Origin of the sequence: Schaalia canis (genome assembly GCF_003858455.1) — a bacterium.
Taxonomy (GTDB): domain Bacteria; phylum Actinomycetota; class Actinomycetes; order Actinomycetales; family Actinomycetaceae; genus Pauljensenia; species Pauljensenia canis.
This window is the reverse complement of record NZ_RQZF01000013.1, coordinates 22,570-41,464: the sequence shown is the minus strand read 5'-3', so window position 1 is coordinate 41,464 and position 18,895 is coordinate 22,570. Positions and strand designations below refer to the sequence as shown.

Genomic DNA, 18,895 nt, shown 5'->3' with positions numbered 1-18,895 from the left:
ACGACCACCCTGTCGTAACTTATGAAAGTCAATTTAATAAGTCGAGGATAGGAGCCTCGGCTTAGCTTGTCAAGACAGTGTGAATGAAGCTCCGAGGGCGGCGGTGGGATGTGATTTAGGTGAAGAACAGGGCGCGCCACCGCGCAAAGGCCTCGCCACTCACCTAGGCTTGAGGAAGAGATTTATCCTTTCACACGCCTCTGGAGGATGCTGCTATGAGCCGTCTTGTCGATAGCGACGAGCTCTTGAAGTGCTCTTTTTGCACAAAGACTCAAAAGCAGGTGCGTAAGCTCATTGGCGCCGGCAAGGTCTACATCTGTGATGAGTGCGTGGAACTGTGCAACGAGATCATTGACGAGGAACTCTCCGAATCCACCCAAAACACCCAAACCCCGCTGCCTAAGCCCAAGGAAATCTACGCTTTCCTCGACTCGTGGGTGATCGGCCAAGAACGCGCTAAACGCGCTCTCTCGGTTGCCGTCTACAACCACTACAAGCGCGTGCGTTCACGCGAAGCCGGTAATGAAGAGGACATGGCAGGCACGAAGTCCAATATCCTCCTTTTAGGTCCAACGGGCACGGGAAAAACCCACCTCGCACGCTCCCTCGCACGTCTCCTTCATGTTCCTTTCGCCATTGTTGACGCCACTGCTCTGACCGAGGCCGGATATGTGGGTGAGGACGTGGAGAATATCCTCCTCAAGCTCATCCAAGAGGCCGACGGCGACATTAAACGCGCCGAACGCGGCATTATCTACATTGACGAGATCGACAAGATCGGCCGCAAAGCAGAAAACGCTTCCATTACTCGTGACGTCTCGGGCGAGGGCGTGCAACAGGCCCTCCTGAAGATCATTGAAGGCACTGTCGCTTCGGTACCCCCGCAGGGAGGCCGCAAGCACCCCCACCAAGAGTTCTTGGAGATTGACACTTCGGGTATTCTCTTCATCGCTGCAGGCGCTTTTGCCGGCATCGACGAAATTGTTAAAGCCCGCCTGGGGCAACGCTCAACAGGCTTCGGATCGGAACTGAAATCCGCCTCTGAGATTGGCGACATCTACGAGCAGGTCACCCCCGAAGATCTGCACAAGTTCGGCATGATCCCTGAGTTCATTGGCCGTCTGCCCGTGCTGACAGCAACAAAGCAACTGACCGAGGATGACCTCACCCGAGTTCTCACCGAGCCGAAAAACTGCCTGGTTCGCCAGTACCAGCATCTTTTTGAGCTCGACGGTATGCAGCTTGACTTCACCCGAGAAGCCCTGCTGGCTATCGCGGCTCGGGCAAATGAACGGCAAACGGGCGCTCGAGGATTGTCCTCTATCATGGAAAACACCCTGTCAGACTTAATGTTTGAGCTGCCTAGCCGCTCTGACGTTGCGCGTGTCCTCATCACCCGCGACGTCGTGGAAGGCACAGGGAATGCAGAACTCTACGCCGAACGCACTGATATTCGAAGCGCCTAAGCGTACCGCCAAGGAACGAGGCAGAAGTCCGCGATCCTCTTCGCAGAGAACTACGGGATAGAGGGGCTGACACTCAAAGGAGTGCCAATGACAAAGAACAATCGCCCATCGTCAGAAAATGAGCCGCGCCCAGCGTCCCCTTCGCTCATCCCAGACGAACTGAAGGCTGCCCGCGCGACTATCGACAACATTGATGCGGCACTCATTCATATGCTTGCAGAGCGTTTCCGCTGCACCCAACAGGTTGGCCACATTAAAGCAATCCACGATATGCCGCCTGCCGATCCGAAGCGTGAGGCTCAGCAGGTAGTGCGTATGAGGGCGCTGGCAGAAGAATCAGGACTTGACCCTGACTTTGCCGAAAAGTTCTTGAACTTTATGGTCACTGAGGTGATTCGCCATCACGAAGCCATTAAGGAAGGCTATAGAAACGCCGACTGAACCGGCTTGCGCAGGTGAAAGGTATAGCGCACGACTTTCACCAACGACATACAGGGGCGGGGCGTGCATCGAAGGGGTTTCATGCATGCCCCGCCCCTGAGTATTGACGTCCGGGCTGCTCATCCGAATCGCCAAACTTCAGTAGGAGGCTCCGCGCAAAATGCTGCGCACTCCTACGATGCCGACTAGAGGACGCTGTCCGGCACACCCTCTAGCCGGCATCCGTCGTTACTTTCGGGCTGCTTTCACTGCCTCTGTTACCCGGCGGTGAGCCTCCCAGATTTCTTCTGGTAGCCCCTCAAATTGTGCAAGATGCTCCTCGCGGTGGGCACATTCGCGCTCCCACTGTGCGGCGTCGAAGGAGAGAATGGCCTCAAGATCCTTGCGCGAGCCGTCAAAGCCTTCAAGGTTGAGTTCCTCGGGTGTGGGGATTACGCCGACAGGTGTTTGAGTACCCGTGACGCGGCCTTCCTTGAAATCAAGGAGCCAGAGAAGAGCGCGTAGATTATCGCGGTAGCCGGGCCAGAGGAAGTGTCCATCTTCAGAATCTCGTTGGAACCAGTTAACGTGGGCGAAGATGGGTTGTTCTGAAGCAGCGCCAATAATACGCAGCCAATGGCGAGCGTATTCTCCTTCGGAGTAGGACATGAAGGGGCGCATGGACATGGGATCGTAACGCAAGACGCCCTCCTTGCCTTCTGCGGCAAAGGTTGCTTCTGCCCCAAGAGTTAGGCCATCGTAGACGCCTTCGGCAAGATCAGCAATAGCGCGGATGAGAGGTTCACGATCACGTACTCGACCGCCGAAGATGATGGCGTCAATGGGAACGCCTTGGGGTTCCTCGTAATCGGGGGCGATATTGGGAACATTGGCCAAGGTGGTAGTGAAACGCGAGTTAGGATGGGCCCACTCATCGCCCTTGTCGGTAGAGCGTTGCCTTTCGGCCGGTCGATCAGAGATCAGCTCTCCCCTCCAATCAAGCCAACCGGTGACGTCCTCTGGGTGGGTGGGGGTCCGGCCTTCCCACCAGAGCTCCTGAGTGGTGGGATTGTAGGCAACGTTCGTGAAGAGTGTGCGTGAGCCGGGCTTAATGGCTTCGATTGCGGTGGGGTTGGAGATTTCGTTGGTGTCCTTGGCGACGCCGAAGGCGCCGAACTCGGGATTCATGCCGTAGACTCGGCCGTCGCGTGGGTCTACGCGCAGCCAGACAATATCGTCACCGTAGAAGTAGACCTCGTAACGATCACCTAGGGCATCGGGCGGGAGCATCATGGCCAGATTGGTCTTACCTGACGCTGAGGGAAAACCACCACAAATGTAGTAGGTGTGGTCCTTTTCCTTGTCCTTGATTCCGATGAGCATGAACTGTTCGGAGAGGAATTCCTTTGAATCCCATCCATCGTAGGCGGCTTGGCGTAGGCCGTGGGCAATCTTGCCCAGCAGAGCGTTGCCGCCATAGGAAGATCCGAAATGGAGGATCGTCCGCTCGTCGGCAACGGTAGCAAAAAGCCGCTTGTCGTCTTCCGTGCCCTGGCCAAGATTCTCCAGGTCGCCCGTAACATGCACCGCCTTGACGAACTCGTCGGGATTGTCCAGGTTATTGAGGTATTCGACGCCAACACGAGCCATGCGGATCATGTGGAGCACGACGGTGCGATTGTCGGTGAGTTCAACACCTCGCGCCCACTTTTCGAGGGGGGAGCCGACAGGGGCCATGAGGTAGGGGATAACGTACATGGTCTTGCCCCGTGAAGCGCCACGCATGTGCTCCACCTGCACAGCGGTGACTTCGTCGGCATCGCGCCAGTTATTGTATGCGCCCTTGTCTGTGGGGCGGTGGGTGGCGACAACGGTGCGCTCTTCGGAGCGGGCAGTGTCCTTGTAATAGGAGCGTGAGTAGTAGAGCTGGTCGCCTGCTGGGAAGATTTCTCCGGCGGCGAGGCCTTCTTGGACGAGGCGTTCGTCGTCCGCAGCCGAGATGACTTCGATCCTATCGGGTTGGGTGATAGAGGCCCATTTTTCAACGTATGAGGTAACTGACGGATTGTTGAGGCCTGCTTCTTGCAGGAGGGTAGAGATATTCTCCATGACACACCTTTTCGGGTAGCCGAAACTGATGGCTTAAGAATATCGCATTTGCTAAGCGCGTGCTAGAGGGATGTCCCTACATGAATTACGGGTCACCGAAAAATCTGTGCGATGAGTTGATAAGAGGGATAAGGAAAAGCCTGCGCAAGAGAATGCAAACAAGGGGAGCGCGTGGGGTGAAGCGACTACCCGCCTCACCTCACGCGCTCCCCAACAGCACCGAGAGGTCTTAAAGAGTTGGACGAATCGTCCTCATACCGAAGATGAAGAGTCCTCCAAGGGACCGCCGTAGATGTCGTTAATGACATCAGCGAAGCGTTCCACCACAGCAGCGCGCTTGACCTTCAACGATGGCGTGAGCAGGCCGTTCGCCTCGGTGAAATCGGTCGTGAGCACACGAACCTCGCGGATGGACTCAGCGCGTGAGACTCCCTGATTCGCCTTCTCTACCGCACGATCCAAAGAGGCAAGCACCTCAATATCCGTGGCTGCTTCGGTGACAGACATCGGCGGAAGACCATGTCCCTTCAGCCACAAAGGCAGCATCTCAGAATCAAGGGTTACCAACGCTGAAATGAAGGGCCGGCGATCACCCACCACAACAACCTGACTGATCAGCGGATGGCTACGCAGCGGATCCTCCAATGACGCCGGGGAAACATTCTTTCCACCAGCGGTCACAATGATTTCTTTCGCTCGGCCAGTGATGCGAAGGTAACCGTCACGATCCAAAGAGCCAAGATCGCCAGTCTTAAACCAGCCATCCTCAGTGAAAGCCTGAGATGTTGCCTCCTCGCAATTGTGGTACCCCTTGAAAACAGAGGGCCCCTTGATGAGGATTTCACCCTCTTCAGAGATTCGCACCGATACAGGAGGAACAGGTGGTCCAACGGTGCCGATCTTATTCAGACGCGGGGTATTCACCGACAGAGGACCAACCGTTTCAGTCAAGCCGTAGCCCTCCAAAACAGGCAGTCCCATACCCGTGTAGAAGTGAGCAAGATGCTCAGCCAAGGGCGCGCCGCCAGAAATAATAAAACGCGCATTACCGCCCACTAGCTTGTAGATCTTCGAATACACCAGGCGGTCAGCGGTCGCCCTCGCCAAAGACAGCTTCCGAGAAGGTCCCTCCGGCGTCTTCGACGCCTTCGAGTATGAGATCGCCACTTTCGCCGCCCACCGGAAAATCTTCTGCTTCCCGCCAGCCGAAGCCTTCGCGTCGGCGGAGTTGTAGATCTTCTCGAGTACGCGCGGGACAACCAATAGGTAGGAGGGGCGGAAAGTCTCCAGGTCTGACAACAGATTCCGCGTGTCAGAAGTGTGCCCCAGCACCCCGTTACCTGAGAGCTGGAACACCTGCAAGAAACGGGCGAAAACATGCGCCAGAGGCAAGAAGAGCAGCAGGCGTGAACCCTTCGCCATAGCAACCTCGGGCATCCACTGGTGAGAGTTCACGGAAATAATCGTGAAGTTTCCGTGAGACAAGACCACACCCTTAGGCTGGCCGGTCGTTCCGGAGGTGTACACAATCGTGGCAATGGAATCCGTCGTCAGCTTCGCTGTGCGAGCCGTGACCCGAGTGCGCGGCACCGAAGCGCCCGCATCAACAATCGTGCGGATCGCCTCCGAATCCAAGGAAAGGATCGTCACCTCAGCATCAGCCTTCGCGGCAGCAGCCTTCGCCAGCTCCGCCATCGTGATGGTCTCCGTCACCATCGCCTTGACACCAGTGTCGCGAATAATAAAAGCAATCTGGTCAATGGAGCTGGTCTCGTAAATCGGTACCGGCACCAGGCCGGCAAACCAGCAAGCGAAGTCCAATAGAGTCCACTCGTAGCGGGTGCGGGACATAATGGCGACCATATCGCCAAACTCCAAACCCATACCGATCAGGCCCGCGGCCGTTTCCATGACAGCGTCATAAAACTCCGAGGCCGTAATCGCATGCCAAGCATTCCCCATACCTCGCTTGACCTCAATGAGGGGCTGGCGAGCAGAGCGTTGGACGCGACGCTGAAGAAGATAAGGGATCGTTGTGGTCGAGTCAGTCTTGACCATGACGGGCGCGTGCCATTCGATGGCGCCTTGGCCTTCAGTGTCAAAGGTTGCCTCGCCGGTAGAAATGCCGATGGGAGCAGGGTATGCCGCACCGCGAGCTGTAGCCTCACGCACTCCCATGACGCTATTGAGCGCAGCCGCTAAACGAGGCAGGCGCCGCGAGGAAGCCTCGTCAGAAGCCCCATTCACTGCAGGGGAGGTACTGGCAGAAGAGTCCTGATCGTGCGTTGCTACCATCAGACAAAACCTTTCGGGGGACGTCACAATCCGAATTCCACTCTAATCTTGTTGCCGGATTTTTTCTGCAAGGTCCGTGCTTCAGGAAGAGCTGGACAACAGAGGAACCCATCCTGTCGAGCGATATTGCGGATCGCGGGCTCAGTTGTCAAACATGTGACGGTCATATGCCTGTGGCCCCTGGCGGTGAGACAACCGCCAGGGGCCACAACAAGCTACAAGCGCGAGGCAATCAGCCCTTCTTACGGGCAGGAGCCTCGCCTAGCTCAGAGGAAGTCACAGCCACAGCCGCATCGTCACCCTCAGCCTCGCCGACAGCCTCAACGTTCATGACGCCCTCGATCTTGGTGGCCGCACGCAGGTCACGCTCAACAAGCTTCAGGGTCTCAACCAGAGCACCAGGAGCTGCCACCGTAACCGCCAGGAAGGGCGTACGCGGCGAGACTTTAGCCTCGGACTTCACGCGACGCAGGACAATCAGCGCAGCAGAAGCGCCCCGCAACACCTCGGCGTCGCCCTCGACGGCAGCAAGCTCATCCACGGTCGGCCACGCAGCCGTGTGCACCGAACCCTCGCGGTACCACGACCACACCTCTTCGGTGACGAAAGGCAGGAAGGGAGCAAGCAAGCGCACCACAGTGTTGATGACAATAGCCAAGGCTGCGCGGGCCGAACGAGCCGACTCTTCATCCCACAGACCTTCGCGGTTGTAGGCGCGCTCCTTCACGAGCTCCAAGTAGTCATCGCAGAAGGTCCAGAAGAAGGTTTCCGTCGTTTCCAAAGCCTTCACATGATCGTATGCGGCCAAAGCCTCAGTCGACACGCGCACAACCTCGCGCAGCTCAGCCAGAACCGAACGATCCAGGGCCTCGGTCACATGCGAAGGATCAAGGTCGAGGTCAGCGCCCTCGCCACCCATCGTCAGGGCAAACTTCGAAGCGTTCAGCACCTTGATAGCCAGGCGGCGCCCAATCTTCATCTGCGACTCATCAAAGGCCGCATCCAGGCCCAGGCGGGCCGAAGCAGCCCAGTAACGCACGGCATCCGAACCGTACTGCTCAAGCAAGCCCATAGGGGTGACAACATTACCCTTAGACTTCGACATCTTCTTGTGGTCAGAGTCCAGAATCCAGCCAGAGATGCCCGCATGCTTCCACGGCAAGGCAGCGAACTCAAGGTTTGCGCGAACCACAGTAGAGAACAGCCAGGTACGGATAATGTCCTGCCCCTGCGGACGCAGGTCCATGGGGTAGGTGCGGGCAAAGAGGTCCTCATCTTCCAGCCACCCGCAGGCGATCTGCGGGGACAGGGAGGAGGTCGCCCAGGTGTCCATAATGTCGAGTTCTCCGACGAAACCGCCTGGCACGCCGCGCTGATCCTCGGTGTAACCTGCGGGCACATCCGTTGACGGATCAACAGGCAGGGCGGACTCATCGGGGGTGATGATGTCGTCGTAGTTGACCTCGCCGTCCTCACCCACGCGGTACCACAGGGGGAAAGGCACGCCGAAGAAACGCTGACGGGAAATCAGCCAGTCGTTGTTCAGGCCACGCACCCAGTTCTCGTAGCGCACGCGCATGAAGTCGGGGTGGAACTCCAGCTCACGGCCACGCTCGACGAGTTCATCGTTGAGGTTCGTGGTCGAAGCGGGGTTGACCCACTCGCGGCCACCATTTCGGATGTACCACTGGCGGGAGGTGACAATTTCAAGAGGCTTGTCGCCCTTTTCGAAGAAGTTCGTCTGACGGACGGTCTTTTGAGGCTCGCCACGCATTTCGCCCGTTTCAGCCAGGCGCTCCACCAGCCACTCGCGGGCCGAGAACGTCGTCTTACCCGCGATCTGCTCGAAAGCAGCAACGCCCTCGGCGTCGGTAATCCACTCAGGGGTCTCGGTCTGAATACGGCCATCCTTACGCAGGATCGCGCGCAAGGGAAGCTTCAGGTCACGCCACCAGTCAATGTCGGTGGTGTCACCGAAGGTACAGCACATGGCAATACCAGCGCCCTTGTCCTTCTCGGCTTGCGGGTGGGCGAGCACTGGCAGTTCCACACCAAAGATCGGTGAGGTCACCGTCGTGCCAAAGAGGGGCTGGTAGCGCTCGTCATCGGGGTGGGCCACCAGAGCCACACAGGCGGCGAGCAGTTCAGGGCGGGTGGTCTCAATGCACACATCCACGCCGTTTTCCACGGGAGCGCCCTTGGCTTCAGCCTCGGCAGCCTTGGCAGGGTCGGTGATGTGGAAGGCCAGACGGTGGTAGAAGCCGGGGTATTCGCGCGACTCAAGCTCAGCCTGAGCCACAGCAGTCTGGAAGGTCACGTCCCACAGGCCAGGGGCCTCTGCCTGGTAGGCCTCCCCACGGGCGAGGTTACGGAGGAACGCTGCCTGAGCAACCTTGCGGGCGCGGGCACCAATGGTCTGGTAGTGCTGCTTCCAGTCCACCGACAGGCCCAGGTAGCGCCACAGGGCTTCAAACTGGCGCTCGTCCTCGACAGTCAATCGCTCGCAGAGCTCCACGAAGTTACGGCGCGAAATCGGCTTTTGATCGCGGGCCTTAATGGACTTACCGTCACCGCCTTCATGCGGAGGGACGAAATCAGGCTCGTAAGGCAGGGTTGCATCCACGCGAACACCAAAGTAGTTCTGCACGCGGCGCTCGGTCGGCAGGCCGTTGTCGTCCCAGCCCATGGGGTAGAACACCGACTTGCCGTTCATACGCTGGAAGCGGGCAATGAGGTCAGTGTGCGTGTAGGAGAACACGTGGCCGACGTGCAGGGATCCCGATACGGTCGGCGGGGGAGTATCAATGGAGTAAACCTGCTCACGGGTGGCAGTGCGATCAAAGTCGTAGGTGCCGGCTTCACGCCAGCTCTCATCCCACTTGGTTTCCAGGCCTTCAGTGCCAACCTTGTCGGGAACGACGGGTGCCGCAGTCGACAAAGGGGTGAGGTGCTCAGCCATTACAGGTTCTCCATCCGAGTCGTGGACATGTACCGTCTAAGCCTACGGGGTATGGGGATGGTGGCACTAATTTCTTCCCAGAATTGTGCTTGTTGTGAGGGCCACATCCGAAGTGAGGGCCACATCCAATAGTAATGGGGACTCTTCTGTGCCAGTTAGCGTGTCGTGTACGTGATAGCGCTTAATGTACGCAGTACACCGCGTACACCATGTGTTAAGACGTACAGTAAACGCGAAGTAGCACACAAGACTGTCCTGAATCCATGCAACAGGGGTGCAAAGGCGTAGGTTTAGATGGTGACTGAAGGAAAAACGCGCAAAAAACTCACTCCCACCCGAATCGTCGGAGTAATCGGAACTGGAATCGCCGCAGGATTCCTAGCCGGACTTTTTGGTGTGGGCGGAGGCATGATTATTGTTCCCGTCCTCGTCCTTGCCCTCGGTATGAGCCAACGTCAAGCTGCGGCAACCTCCCTGGCCTCCATTGCCGTCACAGCATCCTTCGGCTCCATCACCTACGCCACACAGGGACATGTGTCGATCCCTGCAATGCTCTTCGTCGCTACCGGCGCCCTTGTTGGCGCGCAGATAGGCACATGGCTGCTGCGTATTTTGCCCGAACGCATCCTGCCGTGGATCTTCGTGGGTTTTGCGGCAATGATTATCGCCATTCAACAAATCCATGAGCCGGTGCGCGCAGCCGTCATTGACATCACCTTCACCTCGGCAATCGCGATGATTGGCGTTGGCCTTGTCTCCGGTATTTTTGCTGGACTCGTCGGCGTTGGGGGTGGCGGTTTGATCGTGCCAGGCCTAGAGATTGTGGTTGGGGCAGGCGACCTCATCGCGCGCGGCACCTCGCTACTTGCGATGATCCCGACCTCCTTGTCGGGCACCTATTCCAACCTCAAACATGGTCTCGTGGACCTGCCCGTCGGCATCCTCATCGGGCTCGCTGCGTCCCTCACCACTCCGCTGGGTCTGTGGACTGCTAGTTCAATCAGCCCACGAACTGGAACCTATCTCTTTGGTGCCTTCCTGGTTGCTGTCAGTATCAGCACTGTGCTCAAGGCGCGAGCTAAACGCCTCAAAAAGAAGTGACCCTGGCACACAATGAGTGATGTTGGGGCGCAACTAAGCGATGCGATGCCCCAATAAGCGACTCTGGGGCCCAATAAAAGACGCCGGGTCGCACGCTACTTATGCGCCATCACATGCGCGTGCTTACTGCCCCGTACAGGGGAGCGGCGGCAAAATGGAGGCCTGCAGGATGATCGACACTGCTACTGACCCCCGTACAGGGGAGCGGCGGTGTCATTTCTGGGGGTGATGCGGTGTGTCAATGACAACACCGTGAAGAAACGAGCGGGAATAACCAAGGTGAAAAAGAGCGCAGTCGAGCTGGGAAGATCGCAACCAGGGTGGGAGGATATCGACAAAGTGGTGGACACCAAGCCCGCTAGAACTCATCATTCCCTTGCTTAAGCGTCGGGGCGTCCTCCATAAATGGAGGACGCCCCGTGTGCTTCGTCAAAGACGAGGGTGTTGATGCGAAGGTGATCGCAGATCAGAGCACCATTGCTGCAACCCAGCCAGCCAGGAGCAGCGGAATATTGAAGTGGATGAAGGTCGGAATGACCGAGTCGCGCATGTGGTCGTGCTGACCATCAGCGTTTAGACCCGCTGTTGGACCAAGAGTGGAGTCTGAAGCCGGTGAACCAGCATCACCCAGCGCGCCTGCCGTACCAATCAGTGACACGGTGGCCAGCGGGCTAAAGCCCATAGCGGCACACAACGGCACGTAGATGGCGGAGATAATCGGCAGGGTTGAGAAGGACGAGCCAATGCCCATCGTGATAATCAGACCGACCAGCAGCATAGCGAAGGCAGCAGCGGCCTTGCTTTCTGCGAAGAGGGCGGCGGAAGACTCAACGAGGGGACCGATCTGCTCGGTAGCCTTCAGCACCGATGCAAAGCCTTGGGCGGTAATCATAATCAGGCCGATGAGGGCCATCATCTTCATGCCGCCGGTGAAGACCTCATCAGCGGCATTCCACTTCACCACGCCAGTCAGAACGAAGAGCATCAGACCAACAAGGGCGCCCACCAACAGAGGATCAGCGTCTGTGCCAAGCCAGGTCATCCACACCTGGATCACGAAGCAGACCACGATCGCAATGAGGGAAACAGCAATCTTCAGCGGCTGAATCTCAACTTTCGTGAAAGACTCCATCTGCTTGCCATCACCGTAGGTGCGAGGCTTGCGGTAGGTGACGAACACGGCGATCATCAGGCCGATAAACATGCCAAGAGCGGGAATACCCATTGCCTTCATAACGGGCACGTTGCTGACATCCATACCAGCGCTGGAGATATTGCCGTACAGAATATCGTTGAGGAAGATGCTACCGAAACCAATCGGCAGGAACATGTAGGTGGTGACCAAACCGAAGGTCAGAACCGAAGCCACTGCACGGCGGTCAAGCTGCAGGCGATTCATCACCACGAGCAGCGGCGGAATCAGCAGCGGAATGAACGCGATGTGAACGGGGATGAGGTTCTGGGACATCACTGCCATTGCGGCAATACCACCCAGCAGACCAAACTTAGTCCAGCGTGCAACCTTCTGGGAAGTCGACATATCGCCGGAATCAAGCTTGGCGATGAGCCAGTTTGCTAGGAGCTGGGGCAGACCAGAGTGAGCCACAGCCATAGCGAAGGCACCAAGCAGGGCGTAGGAGAGGGCAATTTTTGCGCCTCCGGCAAGGCCATCTTGGAAGGCAACCATGGTGGCTTCCAAGCCCAGGCCTGCCACGAGTCCACCGACAAGAGCGCCAATGAACAGGGAGATCACAACGTGGACGCGGGCCACGGACAGGATCAACATGACAAGAACGGATAAGACGACGGCGTTCATATGTGCTTCTTTCGAGCGTCGTAAGGGGGAAAGGGAGAGGGTATACGCGGGCTAAGCGCATCCCGAAGGTGAGCGCTCAGCCCAATCGGTGGTCATGGCCGACCGCAGCGTCAACCGCACGCACAATAGCGGTAGACAGGCCGGCTTCCTCCCCTGCAAGGAGGCCCGCAATGGTGGAGCCTCCCGGTGATGTCACCTGGTCAATGAGTGTTGAGGGGTTTGCCCCCTCGGCGGCAGCCTTCAGCATCAACTGAGCGGAGCCGAGCATAGCGGCGGCGGCAATCTCAACGGACTGCGCCTTTTTCAGACCGTACTTCACTCCTGCACGGCCGAAAGCATCAATCATTTGGAAGAACCAAGCGGGGGAACATCCCGCCAGGGCTGTAAAAATCGGGAAGTCTTTTTCCTCAATGTCAACGACAGACCCTACTGTCTCCAGCACAGATCGGGCGGCCTCACATTGAGCATCGCTCACGACATCATTTGGGCACAACGCCGTGACTGAAGCGCCAACTTGAGCGTTCACATTCGGCATCGCTCGCATGAGGGGGACCGTCGCACCAAAATCTCGGCTCATCGACTCCAAGGAGCGACCAGCAGCAATGGAGAGGACAGCAACCTCTTGTCCACGCTGCTTAACCGTACTGCGGATTTCAGCAATAACAGCGCTCTGCACCTGGGGCTTGACCCCCAGAACAATGAGGTCGGCCTGCCAGGCCAACGTATCATTCGACGAGGCCACCGTGCCGCCAACTTCTGCGGCCAGTGCCGGAGCGGAGACGCCACGCGCATCGCTGAACAGGAAGGACGAGCCGTCCATTCCTGCGGCAACAGCACCACGGGCGATGGCTCCCACCATCGATCCGGCGCCGATAAAGCCGATGCGCATTGCAACCTCCAAAAGCATCACCTTTCCACGACCTTCGGTGGAAATGTGTTGCTGATAACTCTAACCTGCTCTTCGTGACGGGCAAAAAAGTGTCCACATAGTGCCCACTTTTCCTAAAAGAGCAGGTCACGGAGGGTACGTTTAACGCCGACGCGTACCAAAAATCGTTCGCGTAATCTCCCTGCCAAGCTGTGAGCCAGCCGAACGCAGCATCGACCCCAGAGCCTTTTCCACAGAACTCATCCGCTGCTGAGCGGCTTTCTGACGTGCAGCTTCTTCTTTTTCTGCGCGCTTTTGAGCCTCGCGCAATTCGCGTTCGCGTTGTTTTTCTGCCGCGCGGATTTCACGTTCAAGAGCAGCTTCGCGTGCCTTGGATTCCTTAGCGGCGATTTCCTCCGCCTCTTTCAGACGCCGCAAACGCTCCTGCTCGGCCTCGTAGTCGCTGGAACGCTGAGAGAGCGCTTCTTCGGCCGAATAAGGGTTCACCGCCGACGCATAGCGGGACACCAATGCCGAGGCAGCATTGATTGACGTGATCGTTGCAGGGCTTGCCGGGCCCATGACCGAAGCTGGCGCCCAGATGCTGACGGGCACTACAGCGGTGGGACGCCCCTTGGGGGAAAGGACACTGACAATTGCCTCGCCGGTACCAAGGTTGGTAAGAACTTCGGCCAGGTCAAGATCGGTCGCAGGGAAGGTTTCCACCGTTTGACGGAGCTTCTTTTGATCATCGGGTGTGACAGCGCGCAAGACGTGCTGCACGCGTGAACCAAGCTGAGCGAGAACGTCAGCGGGAATATCCTTCGGAGTCTGCGTCACAAAGACAACGCCCACACCCTTAGAGCGAATCAGGCGCACAGTTTGGACGACCTGCCGGACGAATTCCTTGGTAGCGTCAGCAAACAGCAGGTGAGCCTCGTCAAAGAAGAAAACGAGCTTAGGTGCTTCAATGTCGCCAACTTCGGGAAGGTCAGAGAAGAGGTTGGCCAGTAGCCACATAATGACGGCGCTAATGAGGTTGGGGCGCTGACCAATATCGCCCACACCAAGCAAAGAAATGATGCCCCTGCCGTTCACGGTGCGCATGAGGTCAGCAGTATCAAAGGCCGGCTCGCCAAAGAAATCAGCGCCGCCTTGAGCCTCCAGCGTCGACAGCGTACGTAGAATAACGCCGGCCGTAGCCTTAGAGACGCCACCGATGCTATCGAGTTCTTCCTTCCCTTCGTCGCTGGTAAGGAAGGTGATCACCGCACGCAGGTCGCTGAGGTCAACAAGATCAAGGCCCTGTTTGTCGGCCCACAAGAAAATGAGCTGGAGAGATTGCTCCTGCGTGGTGTTCAGACTTAATGCGCGTGAAAGCAGAATCGGGCCGAAATCAGAAACGCGGGTGCGAACCGTAGCGCCAGGGAATTGTGAGTCAGCACCCCCCAGGCTCAGTAGCTCAAGGGGGAAAGCGTCGGCTGCCCAGGCTTGACCATTGTTGGTAGTGCGGGCCAGGAGTTTTTCCGAGGCTGTGCCCAGCTCAGCCAAGCCCGTGAGGTCACCCTTGACGTCACACAGAAGGACGGAAGAACCCGCAGCAGACAGGCCCTCGGTGAGGAGTTGCAGGGTGCGGGTCTTGCCTGAACCGGTGGCGCCAGCAACCAGGAGATGGCGGTTGAACATCGCCAAGGGCATGCGTGCGGTGACGGCAGGAATGTGAGCGCCCTCGTCAATGAGGGTGCCAATGGTGATGGCTGGATCAGTGAAGGAATAGTCGGGTGCGACGCTCGCGGCAAAGTCAGACAGGGGAGCACCACTAGATGAACCACCGTCGCGTGAAGTGTTTTGCGACGAGGCCTCCGCCTCGGCAACGTGGGGTGCAGGGGCGGCACTTGCCGCCTCGGCCGCTGCACGGACCTGCGCAGCTTTTTCTTGTGCTTCGGCAGCGACTCGGGCGGCCTCTTCGGCGGCTTCTTGAGCGCGGCGAGCCTCAGCGGCAACGCGTTCTGCTTCTTCGAGGGCGGCGCGGGCAGCCTGGGCCTGAGCTTCGGCAGCAGCTAGTTGGTCACGCAGGGCATCAACATGTTCACTCACCCTTTAGATACTAAGGGACTGGGAGCGTTTACTCATGCCCAATGAACGGACTGCACTGCGACATTTTGAGGCACTTATCCACAGAGGCACACGTCAGTACTGGATATCCACAGTCCTCTTCTGCCCCCATTGGACAGGCCAGGCTATGGATCTAGCGTCAATGATGTGGACCTTTTGCAACGCTATCGACTTCGCCAACTCACGCGAGCTGTCTACGACTCTGCTGCCCCTCACCATCTCGACTGCTTCGATGACGGGGAAGGGAAGGAACAATATGCTCAGGCCACAACAGAGCACCCTTCACGCAGCCCCCTGCGTTTTCGGCGTCTCCTCGACTACCCAGCAGCTCTTGGAGCGATCGTTGCCTGCATTCTTTTGCTCACCATCATGCTCATCAAATCAGCCGCCTGGGGAATAGAACATCAGCCGGTTGCCCTGTCGGAAAGTCCCGACCGAGTAGGGGCTGCGACACAATCGGGGGAACTGTCAGCACTGGGGCATCGTCGGCACCCCATGCCCGAGGATCTTTCTCAGTCGACAGTTACTCCCACTATCACGGTACATATTGAAGGTGCAGTGGCACGCCCCGGCATTGTGATGCTTAGCCAGGGGGCTCGCGCCCATGAGGCGATCCAAGCGGCTGGAGGGGCAACACGTGAAGCGGCACTGCGAGAAATAAATCTTGCACGCGTACTTTCTGACGGTGAATATTTCTATGTTCCCCACATCGGAGAAGAACAGGACGAGCTTCCCGCGCCGGCTCAGGCCGCAGTGACAATGGGGCGACACGGACCCTCTGCAGGCAATGCTCCGGCGGAAGGAACTGGCACAACAGCTCAGGGATGTGTGGACATTAATACCGCTGACGTGGCCGGTCTTCAGGTATTAAAGGGGGTTGGTCCTGCCCTTGCCCAGCGCATCCTTGAGGCAAGGGAACAGCGGGGAGCGTTTGAGAGTATCGACGACGTTGACGCTATCAGCGGTATTGGCCCTGCGATGCTGAGGAAAATTGAGCCGCAGTTATGTGCCCTTCACGGCAGGTGAGCGGGGATGAGCGACGGCACACACGAACGAGGCCCTTCAACGTCGAGTCCCATGCCTGCTTTTATTGACCTGCGCCTCGTTCCCGCCGCCCTTGCAGTGTGGGCGGGGTGCTGGTGGGGGACAGGCGCATACGATTGGCCTTTTGGGTATCTGGCGATCCTGAGCGTAGTCATGGGGCTATTCGTCATTGCTGCGCTCGCCATGATGTGGAGGCGACGTGAGGAAACAGCTCGACCAGAACCCCGCCACCGGCTCACCCCCTCTGGTTCAGTGCGCTCTAGTCTCGCGTTGGTGTGCGTGGCCACCGCTGGAGCCTGTCTTTTAGCCGCCCAGGCGCGTGCCACTTACGAGGCAGACCCGTTCCATCAAGCCTTCCTCTCGCATCACAGTCTCGAATGCGACGTGGAGATCATTGGCTACCCCCGCGCTCACAACACTGGCTCATCCTTCTCAGGGAAAAGCGTGAGCCTACCAGCGCGAACTGTGCGCATTTACCTGAAGGATGGGCGGGCGGTGGCCTCGTCAGTGGAAGTCAGGATTCGCGGGAAAGGGATGATGGCCTTCCAACGGGGCGACCGTCTGCGCATACGCGTCAAGCCTGCTGCCCGCCAACGCCTTCCAGCTCCGATTGCCGCCGAACTGCAGATGACCCGGCTTATTGAGCGGAGCCCCGCCCGTGGCCTCACCGCCATTCCCGCAGTGATACGTGCTCACACGCACGCCGTTCTTGCTTCTGCTTCACCTGATGCGCAAGGCCTCATACCCGGCATGGCAATGGGGGACAGGAGTGCGCTGCCAGCACAGCTTAACAAGGCCATGCGGGCAGCCTCCATGACCCACCTCAGTGCGATCTCCGGCATACACATTGCCGTGCTCCTGACAGGAATCGCACTCATCGTCCCTGGCCGTGGGGTGCTGCGGATAACGGCAATCGTCTGCGCTCTGACGACGGTGATCCTCCTTGCCGGACCAACTGCGTCGGTGCTGCGTTCAGTGACGATGGCCGCCATCGGCGCATGGGGGCTGCTCTCTCGGCGGAGCGGTCAAGGGTTGGCCTCATTGGCTGTCGCTGCAATCGTCATGCTTTACGCCGATCCATGGAATGCACGCTCTTTCAGCTTTGCCTTGTCCACGGCAGCGACCGCCGGAGTTGTTCTACATGGACGGCGCTGGCAAGAGTGGGGGACAAGACGCTTCCAGCAGCACACGGCACTGAATGGGATCGCGCGCACTGTTCACGCAATGGTGAGCGTGCCACTCGCCGCACAAATATGGGTGATGCCGGTGATGATCCTCATGGAGCCGCAACTGCCACTGTGGGGAGTGGCCGCCAATGTAGCGGTCGCACCAGTAGTAGCACCCTTGACCTTCCTGTCCCTCGTAGTGTGCCTAGGCGCGCCAGCGTGGCCGGGACTAAGCATGACGTTTCTTGCTCTTGCGGACCCTCTCTGCACATGGGTGGCCGGAATCGCGCGAAGCGTCGCAGATCTTCCTCACGCGCAAATACCGTGGGTAGAGGGAATTGACGGGGCAATCCTGTGGTGCGTCATGCTCATGATCGCCAGCGGTGGAATCAAAGTAGTGATGCGTGTGGGACACTGGAAGGCGACACGGACACCAGCAGGTACAACACACCGAGGGGAACATGGCGCAACGTAAAACCACCGGGCGAAGCAAAGCCCCATCTGCGCCCATCGCCCTCGCCCCTGTAGTACTCATTAAAGGCAGCGAAGGGCTTCTTGGCGACCGAGCGATGGATCGACTGCGGACCCTCGCCTACGAGGCCGACCCCCAAACGGAACGCACGGACGTCAGCGCAGCCTCATACCAGGCCGGTCAGCTCGACATGCTGACATCCCCCTCACTTTTTGGCGAGGCACGACTCATTATCATTCCCGACCTTGAGACAATGAGTGACGCCCTGCTGAACGACCTTCTCACCTACGTCTCTCAACCTGTTGACGATGTGTGGCTTCTTCTACGACACAACGGCGGCACCCGCGGTAAAAAACTTCTTGACGCAATCACTAAAGCAGGGTTTCCCGTCATCACTGCCGACCCCTTGAAGAATGACAAGGACAAACTCGATCTAGTTTTCTCCGACGTGAAGGCAGCACGCCGCCAGATCGACCCTGAGGCAGCACAGGCTCTTGTGGATGCACTCGGTTCTGACGTTCGATCCCTCGCTGCAGCCGTCTCTCAGCTTCTCGCTGATGTCGAAGGTCGTATCGGCGTCGAAGAAGTGCGCCGCTACCATGCCGGACGCGTTGAGGCCTCCGGCTTTGAGGTGGCCGATGCGGCTATCGCAGGAGACTCCGCGCGCGCACTCATGCTGCTCCGACATGCCTTCGCCACAGGCACCGACCCTGTGCCGCTAGTTGCTGCCCTTGCCATGAAGCTACGAGGAATGGCAAAAGTGTCGGTTGCTGGCAGCGCAGGTCCCAGCAAACTCGGCATGGCGCCCTGGCAGATTGAACGTGCCCGCCGCGAATTACGAGGCTGGTCCGACGGGGCGCTCGCGGGTGCCATCCGAGCGGTGGCAACCGCTGATGAGGAAGTGAAGGGACTGTCGCGTAGCCCTGAACATGCGGTGGAGAAAGCGGTGCTGACGATCTGCCGTTTGAGGGGAGCATCGCAGTCATTCCGTTAAGGAAGGGCATGCAGGAGGGGCGGTGCGAATCAAGTTCGCACCGCCCCTCCTGAGCAGTTATTGGGTGAAG

The 18,895-nt window shown here is 58.3% G+C and carries 12 protein-coding genes; 6 read left to right on the top strand and 6 right to left on the bottom strand.

Features of this window, described 5'->3' with window-relative positions; all coding sequences use genetic code 11:
- Positions 1-215: 215 nt before the first annotated feature.
- Together clpX and EII11_RS09675 are read left to right on the top strand one after the other, a co-directional pair.
- Positions 216-1,466, top strand: a complete 1,251-nt coding sequence (gene clpX, locus EII11_RS09680; RefSeq protein WP_124872167.1) for an ATP-dependent Clp protease ATP-binding subunit ClpX — start codon at positions 216-218, stop codon at positions 1,464-1,466.
- Positions 1,467-1,553: 87 nt separating this feature from the next.
- Entirely contained in the window at positions 1,554-1,907 is a 354-nt protein-coding gene (locus EII11_RS09675) for a chorismate mutase (RefSeq protein WP_124872164.1), read from the top strand.
- Between the two features lie 228 nt (positions 1,908-2,135).
- Here EII11_RS09675 and EII11_RS09670 read toward each other — a convergent pair whose 3' ends face one another.
- The 3 genes from EII11_RS09670 to valS all read right to left on the bottom strand — a co-directional run bounded on the left by EII11_RS09670 (position 2,136) and on the right by valS (position 9,249).
- Positions 2,136-3,995, bottom strand: coding sequence for a phosphoenolpyruvate carboxykinase (GTP) (locus EII11_RS09670; RefSeq protein ID WP_124872162.1), 1,860 nt, complete (start codon positions 3,993-3,995; stop codon positions 2,136-2,138).
- A gap of 252 nt (positions 3,996-4,247) precedes the next feature.
- On the bottom strand, positions 4,248-6,173 hold the full coding sequence (locus EII11_RS09665; RefSeq protein ID WP_124872230.1) for an AMP-dependent synthetase/ligase: 1,926 nt from the start codon (positions 6,171-6,173) through the stop codon (positions 4,248-4,250).
- A 349-nt stretch (positions 6,174-6,522) separates the two neighbouring features.
- Positions 6,523-9,249 (bottom strand): valine--tRNA ligase, encoded by a 2,727-nt coding sequence (valS, locus tag EII11_RS09660; protein WP_124872159.1) that lies wholly within the window; start codon positions 9,247-9,249, stop codon positions 6,523-6,525.
- Between the two features lie 294 nt (positions 9,250-9,543).
- Between valS and EII11_RS09655 the strand changes: the two genes are divergently transcribed.
- The gene (locus EII11_RS09655; protein WP_124872157.1) at positions 9,544-10,350 is read left to right on the top strand and encodes a sulfite exporter TauE/SafE family protein; all 807 of its coding nucleotides are present in this window, start codon (positions 9,544-9,546) and stop codon (positions 10,348-10,350) included.
- 466 nt (positions 10,351-10,816) lie between these two features.
- Here the strand turns inward: EII11_RS09655 and EII11_RS09650 are convergent, their stop codons facing one another.
- The 3 genes from EII11_RS09650 to EII11_RS09640 all read right to left on the bottom strand — a co-directional run bounded on the left by EII11_RS09650 (position 10,817) and on the right by EII11_RS09640 (position 15,131).
- On the bottom strand, positions 10,817-12,166 hold the full coding sequence (locus EII11_RS09650; protein WP_124872155.1) for a Na+/H+ antiporter family protein: 1,350 nt from the start codon (positions 12,164-12,166) through the stop codon (positions 10,817-10,819).
- A gap of 76 nt (positions 12,167-12,242) precedes the next feature.
- Complete coding sequence (gene proC, locus EII11_RS09645; protein ID WP_124872153.1) at positions 12,243-13,055, bottom strand: pyrroline-5-carboxylate reductase; 813 nt, start codon at positions 13,053-13,055, stop codon at positions 12,243-12,245.
- A gap of 141 nt (positions 13,056-13,196) precedes the next feature.
- Positions 13,197-15,131 carry a helicase HerA-like domain-containing protein gene (locus EII11_RS09640; RefSeq protein WP_124872150.1) on the bottom strand — a complete coding sequence of 645 codons (1,935 nt, stop codon included), beginning with the start codon at positions 15,129-15,131 and terminating at the stop codon, positions 13,197-13,199.
- A gap of 165 nt (positions 15,132-15,296) precedes the next feature.
- Here EII11_RS09640 and EII11_RS10775 point away from each other — a divergent pair, with 165 nt between their 5' ends.
- The 3 genes from EII11_RS10775 to holA are packed head-to-tail and all read left to right on the top strand — an operon-like array spanning position 15,297 to position 18,825.
- The gene (locus EII11_RS10775; protein ID WP_205649284.1) at positions 15,297-16,175 is read left to right on the top strand and encodes a helix-hairpin-helix domain-containing protein; all 879 of its coding nucleotides are present in this window, start codon (positions 15,297-15,299) and stop codon (positions 16,173-16,175) included.
- 6 nt (positions 16,176-16,181) lie between these two features.
- Complete coding sequence (locus EII11_RS09630; RefSeq protein WP_124872148.1) at positions 16,182-17,834, top strand: ComEC/Rec2 family competence protein; 1,653 nt, start codon at positions 16,182-16,184, stop codon at positions 17,832-17,834.
- Positions 17,821-18,825, top strand: a complete 1,005-nt coding sequence (holA, locus tag EII11_RS09625) for a DNA polymerase III subunit delta (RefSeq protein ID WP_124872146.1) — start codon at positions 17,821-17,823, stop codon at positions 18,823-18,825. Before EII11_RS09630 ends, holA begins: the two co-directional genes overlap by 14 nt.
- Positions 18,826-18,895: the final 70 nt, after the last annotated feature.